Genomic DNA, 10,794 nt, shown 5'->3' with positions numbered 1-10,794 from the left:
CGGCGGTGGCGCCGGCGCCGAGGACGACGGCGCTGCGCGCGGGCGGTCGCTCCCCCGGCGCCGCGCCGCCGGCGGCCGCGAGGCCCTCCGACAGCGCCGCCACGATCCCGTGCACGTCGGTGTTGGCGCCGGTCAGCACCGGACGCCCCGACCCGCCGGCCTGGACGAGCACGGTGTTCACCGCGCCGACGACGCCCGCGAGCGGCTCGACGTGGTCGAGCAGCGGCAGCACGGTCTGCTTGAGCGGCATGGTGAGGCTGAGCCCGGCCCACGTGGCGTCGAGGTCGCCGACGAACGCCGGCAGCTGCTCCTCGGTCACGTCGACCGCGTCGTACGACCAGCCGTCGAGGCCGAGCGCCCGGTACGCGGCGCGGTGCAGGACGGGCGACAGCGAGTGCCCGATCGGGTGGCCGAGGACGGCCGCCCGACGCCCAGCGCCGCCGGTCACCCGTTCGCCGCCTGCCACTCCCGCAGCTGGGCCTCGTTCTCCTTGTGCTCGTCGTACGTCTCAGCGAACTTCGTCTCACCCGTGTCCAGGTTGACGGTCACCCAGAACAGCCACGGACCGTCAGCCGGGTTGAGGACGGCGTCGATCGACACCTCGCCCGGGTTCGCGATCGGCGTCGGGGGCAGACCCGCGAGCTTGTACGAGTTGTACGGGTTGTACGGCGGCTGGGCCTGGCTGGTGTCCGCGTACGTGAGCTCCGTGCCCGGGATGCCCAGGCCGTAGGCGTTGATCGCATCGATCTGCAGCGGCATCTCGATGTCGAGCCTGTTCTGGATCGCGCGCGCCATCTTGGCGCGGTCCTCGTCGAGCTTGCCCTCGCGCTCCACGATCGACGCCTTGTTCAGCACCGTCTCCCACTGGTCCTGCGCGACGCCCTTGCTGGTGAGCAGCGCCGTGGTCCGACCGACCATCTGGGTCAGCACGCTCGCGGCGCTCGACCCGGGCTCGACCTCGTACGTCGCCGGGAACAGCCAGCCCTCGACGTTCCCGCCGGCCTCGGCCGGGAGCCCGATCGCGGCGGGGTCGGCGGCGGCGGCCTGCAGGTCCTCGACGGTGATGCCGGTGACCTCGTAGACGCGCTGGTAGATCTGCTGGGCGGTGTAGCCCTCGGGGATGGTGACCCGGTTCGAGACGCGGTTGGCCGGGTCGAGCAGCGCGTTGACCGCGTCGCTGGCCTTCATCTCGAGCTGGAGCGTGTAGGTCCCGGGCTGGATGCCGGTCGCGGCGGGGTTGGCCGCGTACGCGCTCGTGAACGCCTGGGTGGTGGCGACGACGCCCGCGTCGACCAGCGTCTGGCCGATGGCGCCGCCGGTGTCGCCGGACGCGACGACGACCTGGGCCTCGCCGCTGCCGGGGCCCGGGTAGTCCTGGACGGTCTCCTCGCCGCCGGAGCCGGAGAACAGCCCGCCGAACACGCTCCACACGACGAAGCCGGCACCGCCGACCAGGACGAGTGCGAGCAGCAGCACGACGAACGTGCGCCGACGGCGGTGCTTGCGCTGCTTGATCCGCTGCTCGTGCGAGTCGCGGCGCGAGCGGCGCGAGGGCGGGGGCGCCTCGTGGTGCTCCTGCTGCGGAGCACCGAGGAACAGGTCGCTCACTCGGTCGTCCCTTCGGTGTGTCCTGCTCGTCCGTCGTCCTGCGGACCCCCCGGGCGCTCCCCCTCGGGGCGCTCCGGGCGGGTCGTCGTGACCCGCTCGCCGGGCCGGCGGCCCGAGGAGCGCTCCGCGTCGAGCGCGGTCTGCAGGATCACCACCGCGGCCGCCTGGTCGACGACCGCCCGGTGACGACGCCCGGACCTGCCGGACGCGTGCAGCGCCTGATGGGCGGACACCGTGCTCATCCGCTCGTCGACCAGCCGCACCGGAACCGGGGCGACGGCCTGCGCCAGCGCACCAGCGTACGCGCGTGCGGCCTGTGCTGCCGAGCCCTCGGTCCCGGACAGGTGCTTCGGGAGCCCGACGTAGACCGCCGCGGCGAACCGCTCGGCCACCTCGGCGACGATCGTGGCGACGTCCGACGGCAGCGCGCCGCCGACCGGGCGGGTGTCGCGCGGCAGCGTGGCGACCGGGGTGGCGACCAGGCCGTCCGGGTCGCTGGCCGCGAGGCCGACCCGGACGGAGCCGACGTCCACGGCGAGCCGGGCGCCGCGCACGACGGCGTCGGGGTCCGGCACGCCGGGCGCGTCGGCCGCGTCCGGGGAGCCGGCCACGGGGCTCAGGCCCCCGCCCCGATCGCCTCGCGGATGCCGGCCAGCGCCTCGGGGAGGCGGGCCGCGTCGGCCCCGCCGCCCTGCGCGAGGTCGTCCTTGCCGCCGCCACCGCCGCCGAGCAGCGCGGACGCGGTCTTGACGAGGCCGCCCGCGCGGACGCCCTTCTCCCGCGCCGCGGCGTTGGTCGCGACGACGACCACCGGTCGGCCCTTGGTGACGCCGCCGACCGCGACGACCGCCGGGGCGGACTCGCCGAGCCGGGCGCGGACGTCGAGCACGAGGGTGCGCAGGTCGTCCGCCGCGCCGACCTCGCCGGCGTCGTGCGTGACCACGCGGGTGCCGCCGATCTCGGCCGCGGAGGACGCGAGCGTGCCGGCGACCGCGAGGACCTGCGCGGCACGCAGCGACGCGAGCTCCTTCTCGGACTCCTTCAGCCGGGTCATCAGCGCCGAGACGCGGTCCGCCAGGTCGTCGGGCCGGGCGCCGAGGAGGCCGGAGATCTGGCCGACCAGCGCGCGCTCCTTGGCGTGGAAGCCGTACGCCCCGTCGCCGACGAGCGCGTCGACCCGGCGGACGCCGGAGCCGATCGACGACTCGCCGAGCAGCGTGACGAGGCCCAGCTCGCCGGACTGCCGCACGTGCGTGCCGCCGCAGAGCTCGCGGGACCAGTCGCCGCCGATCGAGACGACGCGCACCTGGTCGCCGTACTTCTCGCCGAACAGCGCCATCGCGCCGAGCGCGCGGGCCTCGGCGATCGGCATGACCGCGTCGGTGACCTCGAGGTTCTCCTGGAGCCGGGTGTTGACCCGCTCCTCGACCTCCTGCAGCACGCCCGGCGGGACCGCCTGGCCGGCGCGGAAGTCGAACCGCACGCGGCTGGGCGCGTTCTCGGAGCCCGCCTGCGTGGCCGACGGGCCGAGCGACTCCTGGACGGCCTTGTGCACCATGTGCGTCGCGGTGTGCGCGCGGCTGATCGCGATGCGGCGCGCGGTGTCGATGGACGCGACGCCCGGCTCGTCCAGCGCGACGGTGCCCTCGACCAGGCGGCCGCGGTGCACGGGCAGGCCCTTGACCGGCGCCTGCACGTCGTCGACCTCGATGGTCGCGCCGCCGTCCAGCACGATGGAGCCGTGGTCGGCCAGCTGGCCGCCCATCTCGGCGTAGAACGGCGTGACGTCGAGCACGACCTCGACGTCCGCGGGCGCGGTCGCCGCCGGCGCGGGCACGCCGTCGACGAGCAGGCCGACGACGCGCGAGCGCGAGGTGGTGCGGTCGTAGCCGACGAACTCGACCGGCTTCGCGCCGGACCCGCTCAGGGTCGCGTGCAGGTCCTGGTACGCCGCGGTGTCGGTGCGGCCCGCGCGCTTGGCGAGCGCGTCCGCCCGGGCGCGGTCGCGCTGCGCCTGCATCAGCGTCCGGAACGCCTTCTCGTCGACGGACACGCCCTGCTCGGCCGCCATCTCGAGCGTGAGGTCGATCGGGAAGCCGTACGTGTCGTGCAGCTGGAACGCCTTCTCGCCCGACAGCAGCGGCGCCGCGCTCGGCGTGCCGGTGCCGGCGGTCTTCGCCTCGGACACCGCCAGGTCGAGGATCGAGGTGCCCGCGGTCAGGGTGCGCAGGAACGCCTCCTCCTCCGCGTAGGCGACCTTGGCGATCCGGTCGAAGTCGCGCGCCAGCTCCGGGTACGACGGCGACATGGCGTCGCGGGACACCGGGAGCAGGGTCGGCAGCGCGGGGGTCTCGACGCCGAGCAGGCGCATCGCGCGGACCGCGCGGCGCAGCAGGCGGCGCAGCACGTAGCCGCGGCCCTCGTTCGACGGCACGACGCCGTCGCCCATGAGCATGAGCCCGGAGCGCACGTGGTCCGCGACCACGCGCATCCGCACGTCGTCCTCGTGGTCCGCGCCGTACCGGCGGCCGGAGAGCTGCTGGGCGGCCTCGATGACCGGGAAGACCTCGTCGATCTCGTACATGTTGTCGACGCCCTGGAGCAGGAACGCGACGCGCTCCAGGCCCATGCCGGTGTCGATGTTCTTCTGCTTGAGCTCGCCGAGGATCGGGAAGTCCTCCTTGCCGCCCCCGTCGCCGCGCTCGTACTGCATGAACACGAGGTTCCAGATCTCGATGTACCGGTCCTCGTCGACGACCGGGCCGCCCTCGGCGCCGTACTCCGGGCCGCGGTCGACGTAGATCTCCGAGCACGGGCCCGCAGGACCGCGCGCACCGGTCGACCAGTAGTTGTCCTTCATGCCGCGGCGCTGGATGCGCTCGTCCGGCAGGCCCGCGATCTTCTTCCAGAGCTCGGCCGCCTCGTCGTCGGTCTCGTAGACCGTGACCCAGATCGTCTCCGGGTCGAAGCCGTAGCCGCCCTGGTCCTGCGGAGTGGTGATCAGCTCCCACGCGTGGGTGATCGCCCCCTCCTTGAAGTAGTCCCCGAAGGAGAAGTTGCCGTTCATCTGGAAGAACGTGCCGTGCCGCGTGGTCTTGCCGACCTCCTCGATGTCGAGGGTGCGCACGCACTTCTGCACGCTCGTCGCGCGCGGCCACGGGGCCGTCTGCTCGCCGAGCATGTACGGGATGAACGGCACCATGCCCGCGATGACGAACAGCGTCGACGGGTCGGGCGAGATCAGCGGGGCGGAGGGCACCACGGCGTGGCCGCGGGCCTCGAAGAAGTCGAGCCAACGCTGGCGGATCTCGGCGGTGCGCATGGTGTCCTCGTCTGGGTCGGGTGGCAGGGGTCGCGGGCCCCTGCCCGTTCTCGTGGTTCAGCGTCGCACGGCGCGGCTGTGTTCCCGGGCCGGCGACCGGCAGCAGCCTAGGGGCCGCGGGCCGGGAGTCAGTAGAAGGAGTACGGCAGGTCGCCGTCGCCGTCCGCCGGGTCGTCCGTGGGCTCGTCGGCCCAGCCCCTGCGGGCGCGGGCCGCGCGGGCCTCCTCGCGGGCCTCGGGGTCCCGGTGCCACGCGGGCGGGACGGCGCCACCGGCGTCGTGCTCGGCCGCCCGGTCGGCGGCCCGCCGACCGGCGCGCTCGGCGCGGATCGCGTCCACGTCCACGTCGCCGACCAGGTCGTGGCGCAGCTGGGCCTCGCGCTCGGCCATACCGGTGCGGAACTCGCGGCGGACGTCGGACAGCGACCGCACGGCGCCGGCGGTGGTCGCCCCGGCGCGGAACGCGGTGCGCACGGCCCGGGCGGCCGTCGTGGCGCCGGACGCGTGGGTGCCGTCGGCGTGCGTGCCGCGGCCGGCCGGGGCGCCCGTCAGGTCGTCCAGCAGGCCGAGCCGCTTGGCGCCCGCGACCGCGGCCGCCGCACCCACGGCGACCCAGAGCAGCCGGCTCATCGCCCGGACCGCCCGCGGCCCAGGCCGGACAGCGCGCGCCGCACGCCGTAGCTGAAGGCGGCGACCTTGATCATCGGCCCGCCGACCGTCGCCGCGAACAGCGACGTGAGCGCCGACGCGTTCTGCGTGATCTGGGCGGCCGAGGTGGTGATGGCGTCGACCCGCTCGAGCTGGGTGTTCGTGGAGGACACCGTGGTGGCCGCCTCGTCGAGGATCGGCACCGTGTGCTCGGTGATCTCCTTGACCGAGGTCCGGGTCTCGTCCAGCACCCGCCCGAGCTTCACCAGCGGCACGGCGAGCGCGCCGACCAGCAGCACGAAGGCGATGGCCGCGATGAGCCCCGCGATGTCTCCCAGCATGGCCAGCCCTTCTGCGTCGTCCCCGACGTCGTCCGACGTCGGGTGAACCCTACCCGGCGGACGGTGTCGCGCCGGGTGCCCGGCCGCGCCTGCGGGCCGGGAACGCCGCGACGCCCCGGCTCCGGCCCGGTGACGGGCGGTGCGGGGGCGTCGCGGTCGTGCGTGCGGGGTGCCTCAGCGGGCGTAGTACTCGACGACCAGCTGGACGTCGCAGGTCACGGGGACCTCGGCGCGCTTCGGGCGGCGGACCAGCACGGCCGACAGCTTCTCGAGCTGGACGTCCAGGTAGCCCGGGACGGCCGGCAGCACGTCGCGGTGGGCGCCGGCGGCGGCCACCTGGAACGGCACGGTGGTCTGCGACTTGGGCTTGATCTGCAGGGTCTGGCCCTCCTTCACGCGGAAGGACGGACGGTCCACGATCTTGCCGTCGACCAGGATGTGCCGGTGGGTCACGACCTGGCGCGCCTGCAGGATGGTGCGGGCGAAGCCGGCGCGGAGCACCAGCGCGTCGAGGCGGGTCTCGAGGTCCTCGACCAGGGCCTCACCGGTCAGGCCCGGGGCCTTGCGGGCGTCCTCGTACGCACGGGCGAGCTGCTTCTCGCGCAGGGCGTACTGGGCGCGCAGACGCTGCTTCTCGCGCAGACGCACCGCGTAGTCCGACTCGGTGCGGCGGCGGGCGCGGCCGTGCTCGCCGGGCGGGTAGGGGCGCTTCTCGAAGTGCTTGACGGCCTTCGGGGTGAGCGCGAGGCCGAGGGCGCGCGAGAGGCGCACCTGGCGACGCGCACGCGTCACGTTGCTCATGTGGTTCTTCCTGTCGTTTCTCGTACGGCACACCCGTGCCCGGTTGCTCCCGGGCGGGGCGTGGGGCCGACCTCCGTGCGTCCGTACGAGGCGGACGCGGCTAGGACCCCAGGCGGTCGTCCGGCTGACCCACGGGGCGGACCCGGGTGCGGACGACCGTGCAACTCTACCGGGTGCGCGTCGCTGGGCCTAATGCGGCCCCGCGCGGCGCGGTGCGGGCGCGGGTCACGCGTCCGCCGGCGGCGGCGCCTGGTCCAGCACCGACCGGATCCGGCCGAGCCGCTCGCCGACCTGCCGCTCGTACCCGTTCTCCGTCGGGCTGTAGTAGCGCGTGCCCACCAGGTCGTCGGGCAGGTACTGCTGCGCGGCGATCCCGTGCGGGTGGTCGTGCGCGTACAGGTAGCCCTTGCCGTGGCCCAGCTGCTTGGCGCCCGCGTAGTGCGCGTCCCGCAGGTGCGCGGGCACCGAGCCGAGCCGGCCCGCCTGCACGTCGGCCAGCGCGGCGTTGATCCCGTTGTAGGCGGCGTTCGACTTCGGGGCCGTCGCGAGGTGCACGACGGCCTCGGCCAGGATGATCCGGGCCTCGGGCATGCCGATGAGCTGCACCGCCTGCGCCGCGGCGACCGCGGTCTGCAGGGCGCTCGGGTCGGCCATCCCCACGTCCTCGGACGCCGAGATGACGATGCGGCGCGCGATGAACCGCGGGTCCTCCCCCGCCGCGATCATCCGCGCGAGGTAGTGCAGCGAGGCGTCGACGTCGGAGCCGCGCACCGACTTGATGAAGGCGCTGATCACGTCGTAGTGCTGGTCGCCGTCCCGGTCGTACCGGACGGCGGCGACGTCGATCGCCCGCTCCGTGGTGGCGAGGTCGACCACGGCGGGCTCGTCGGCCGCGTCGCCCAGGTCGACGTCGGGGTCGGCCAGCCGGGCCTCCCGGTCGGCGAGCGCGGCGCCCGCGGCCGCCTCGAGGATCGTCAGCGCCTTGCGCGCGTCGCCGCCCGACAGCCGGAGCAGGTGCTCCTCGGCGTCGTCGGTCAGCGCGACGGCGCCGCCGAGGCCGCGCTCGTCCGTCACGGCCCGCCGGATCAGCGCCCGCACGTCGTCGGTCTCGAGCGGCTTGAGCGTGAGCAGCAGCGACCGGGACAGCAGCGGCGAGTTCACCGAGAAGCTCGGGTTCTCCGTGGTCGCCGCGACGAGCGTCACCCAGCGGTTCTCGACGCTCGGCAGCAGCGCGTCCTGCTGGGCCTTGGTGAACCGGTGCACCTCGTCGATGAACAGCACCGTCTCCGAGCCGTCGGACGCCAGCCGGCGCCGGGCGTCGTCGACGACCTGCCGGACGTCCTTCACGCCCGCGGTGACGGCCGACAGCTCGACGAACCGGCGGCCGGACGTCGTCGCGACCAGGTAGGCGAGCGTCGTCTTGCCTGTCCCCGGCGGGCCCCACAGCACCACCGAGGACGGTGCCGCCCTGTTCGCGCTGGGGACGCCCGGCCCTGTGCCTTCGACCAACCGCCGGAGCGGCGAGCCCGGCACCAGCAGGTGCTCCTGCCCGGCGACCTCCGCCAGGCTGCGCGGGCGCATGCGCACCGCCAGCGGCGCCCCGGCCGACGGGGCGGGCGTGCCCTGCGCCGTCGAGGTCACCGCGTCGAACAGATCCATGCCCACGAGCCTACGGGCGCGGTCCCACACGCCGCGCCGCGGCCCGGGACGGGTGGGGCCCGCGGGACCCGTGGTGCGCGAGGGGCACCCGGCCTGCGATGCTGGCCCGCGTGTTCGAGAGCCTCGGCCGCCTGGTCGCCCGCCACCCCCGCCTCACGGTGCTCGTGTGGGCCGTCGTCGCCGCGGGCTGCTTCGCGGTGGCGCTCGTCGGGGTCGGCGGGCAGAACCTGTTCGACCGGCTGAGCACCGGCGAGCCCGTCGTCCCCGGCTCGGACAGCGCGCGGGCCAGCGAGCTGCTCGCCGCGACCAGCACGTCCGGCGCGTCGCTCAGCCTCGTCGTGCAGGGCGCGGACCCGACGACCGAGGGCCTCGCGGAGGCGCTGGCCCCGGCGCGCGAGGACGTCGCCGCCGTCGACGGCGTGGTGTCGGTGATCGACCCGTTCGTGCTGCCCGACGGCCCCGCGAACCCCGCGGCCGCACCGCTGCTCGCGCAGGACGGCGACGGGTTCCTCCTGGTCGCCGAGCTCGACCCCGAGCTGTCCGAGGACGCGGAGTCCGCGGCGCTGCGCGACCTGCGCGACCGGCTCGAGGCGGTGCCCGGCGCGCTGCACGACGTGGCCCCGGACGCCACGGGCCTGGTCGGCGGCACCTCGCTGATCGTCTCGGCGATCACCGACCAGGTGGAGCAGGACCTCACGACGGGCGAGGCGATCGCCCTGCCGGTCGCGCTGCTCATCATGGTGCTGGTGTTCGGCGGGTTCCTCGCGGCCGCGATGCCCCTGGCGGGGGCGATCGCGTCGATCGCCGGCGGCCTCGGAGCGCTCGTCGGGCTGTCGTACGTCATGGACGACCTGGAGTCGTCCGTCGTCAACGTCGTGACCGTGCTGGGCCTCGGCCTGTCCATCGACTACGGCCTGCTGATCGTGTCCCGGTTCCGCGAGGAGCTCGGCAAGACCCTCGGCGACGACGAGGGCCGGTCCGCCCGGCGCCGGCGCGGCGACGGGGCCGTGGTCGGCGCGCTGCTCACGACCATGTCCACGGCGGGGCGCACCGTCGCGTTCTCCGCGCTCACCGTGGCGATCTCGATCGCCGGCCTGCTCGTGTTCCGGCAGGACATCCTCCGGGCGTTCGGCGCCGGCTCCGTGGCCGTCATCGTGTTCGCCGTCGCCACCGCGCTGACCCTGGTGCCCGCGCTGCTCGTGCTGGCCGGGCGGCGGCTCACCCGGCCGAGCGTGCTGTCCCGCGTCCCCGGCGTGCGCGCCGTGCTGTCCCGCACCGCCGACGTCGAGCGCGAGGAGGGCGTGTTCTCCCGGCTCGCCGCGCGCGTCCAGCGGCGCCCCTGGTGGGTGATGGGCGGCTCGCTCGCCGTGCTGCTCGTCCTCGCGACCCCGCTGCTCCACCTGGAGCTGCGGAACTCCACCACCGAGCTCCTGCCCCGGTCCAGCCCGCAGCGCGAGTACGTGCAGGTGCTCGCGGAGCAGTACCCCGCGTCCACCTCCGCCGCGGTGCCGGTGGTCGCCCGGACGTCCGTCGCGGACGCCCAGGCCGTCGTGCCGGACCTCGAGGCGCTGGACGGCGTGGCGTCCGTGGACGAGCCGGTCGCCCGCGGGCCGGTCGTCGTCATCGGCGTGCGCCCCGACACCGACGACCCCGGCGGCGCGGACGCCCAGGCGGTCGTGCACGAGCTGCGGGACCTGGACCTGCCGTTCGAGGCCTACGTCGGCGGCCAGGCGGCGAACCAGATCGACTTCACCGACGCGCTGGTCGACCGCGCGCCGTGGGCGCTCGGCATCGTGGCCGTCGCCACCCTCGTGCTGCTGTTCCTCATGACCGGCTCCGTCCTGGTGCCGATCAAGGCGCTGCTCACCAACATCGTGTCGCTGTGCGCGTCGCTGGGCGTGCTGGTCTGGGTGTTCCAGGACGGGCACCTGTCCGGGCTGCTGGCGTTCGACCTCACCGGCGGCATCGAGACCTACGTGCTGGCGCTCGTCATCGCGTTCGCCTTCGGGCTCGCGATGGACTACGAGGTCTTCCTGCTGTCCCGGATCAAGGAGCTGCACGACGCGGGGGCACCCAACGACGTCGCGGTCCGGCTCGGGCTCCAGCGGTCCGGCCGGGTCATCACGTCCGCCGCGGCGATCATCATCGCGGTGTTCGCCGGGTTCGTCGCCGGCGAGCTGCTCGTGATCAAGGAGGTCGGGTTCTCGCTCGCCGTGGCGGTGCTCATCGACGCCACGCTCGTCCGGCTGCTGCTGGTGCCCGCGACGATGACCGTGCTCGGCGACCTGAACTGGTGGGCCCCGGCGCCGCTGCGCAGGCTGCACGCCCGCCTGGCGATCACGCACTGACCCGCGGGGCTGCCCCGCGCCGCCCCCGCGCCGCGCGCCCGCACCGCGGCGCGGGCGCGCGGTGCGGG

9 protein-coding genes are annotated in these 10,794 nt (G+C 74.9%); 1 reads left to right on the top strand and 8 read right to left on the bottom strand.

Annotation, left to right across the window (positions count from 1 at the left end; all coding sequences use genetic code 11):
• The 8 genes from FA014_RS14280 to FA014_RS14245 all read right to left on the bottom strand — a co-directional run.
• Positions 1–448: shikimate dehydrogenase family protein (locus FA014_RS14280; protein ID WP_419178407.1), on the bottom strand; the 448-nt coding region annotated here is incomplete at its 3' end.
• Complete coding sequence (mltG, locus tag FA014_RS14275; protein WP_230323170.1) at positions 445–1,608, bottom strand: endolytic transglycosylase MltG; 1,164 nt, start codon at positions 1,606–1,608, stop codon at positions 445–447. The genes FA014_RS14280 and mltG, both read right to left, overlap by 4 nt.
• A complete protein-coding gene (gene ruvX / locus FA014_RS14270) occupies positions 1,605–2,219 on the bottom strand; it encodes a Holliday junction resolvase RuvX (RefSeq protein WP_328288205.1) in 615 nt (204 codons plus the stop codon). The genes mltG and ruvX overlap by 4 nt, the downstream gene beginning before the upstream one ends.
• Before the next feature lie 5 nt (positions 2,220–2,224).
• Positions 2,225–4,930: an alanine--tRNA ligase gene (gene alaS, locus FA014_RS14265; protein ID WP_154730324.1), complete on the bottom strand. Its 2,706-nt coding sequence runs from the start codon at positions 4,928–4,930 to the stop codon at positions 2,225–2,227.
• A gap of 128 nt (positions 4,931–5,058) precedes the next feature.
• A complete protein-coding gene (locus tag FA014_RS14260) occupies positions 5,059–5,559 on the bottom strand; it encodes a hypothetical protein (RefSeq protein WP_154730323.1) in 501 nt (166 codons plus the stop codon).
• Positions 5,556–5,918, bottom strand: a complete 363-nt coding sequence (locus tag FA014_RS14255) for a DUF948 domain-containing protein (RefSeq protein ID WP_147793636.1) — start codon at positions 5,916–5,918, stop codon at positions 5,556–5,558. Before FA014_RS14255 ends, FA014_RS14260 begins: the two co-directional genes overlap by 4 nt.
• A 174-nt stretch (positions 5,919–6,092) precedes the next feature.
• Positions 6,093–6,719 (bottom strand): 30S ribosomal protein S4, encoded by a 627-nt coding sequence (gene rpsD, locus FA014_RS14250; RefSeq protein WP_147793637.1) that lies wholly within the window; start codon positions 6,717–6,719, stop codon positions 6,093–6,095.
• Between the two features lie 225 nt (positions 6,720–6,944).
• Positions 6,945–8,378 (bottom strand): replication-associated recombination protein A, encoded by a 1,434-nt coding sequence (locus FA014_RS14245; protein WP_154730322.1) that lies wholly within the window; start codon positions 8,376–8,378, stop codon positions 6,945–6,947.
• 110 nt (positions 8,379–8,488) lie between these two features.
• Between FA014_RS14245 and FA014_RS14240 the strand changes: the two genes are divergently transcribed.
• Positions 8,489–10,726, top strand: a complete 2,238-nt coding sequence (locus tag FA014_RS14240; RefSeq protein WP_328288204.1) for an MMPL family transporter — start codon at positions 8,489–8,491, stop codon at positions 10,724–10,726.
• Positions 10,727–10,794: the final 68 nt, after the last annotated feature.

The organism is Cellulomonas hominis (assembly GCF_005239125.1).
GTDB lineage: Bacteria > Actinomycetota > Actinomycetes > Actinomycetales > Cellulomonadaceae > Cellulomonas > Cellulomonas hominis_A.
The sequence above is the reverse complement of the archived record's forward strand: the minus strand, read 5'-3'. Positions and strand labels throughout refer to the sequence as shown.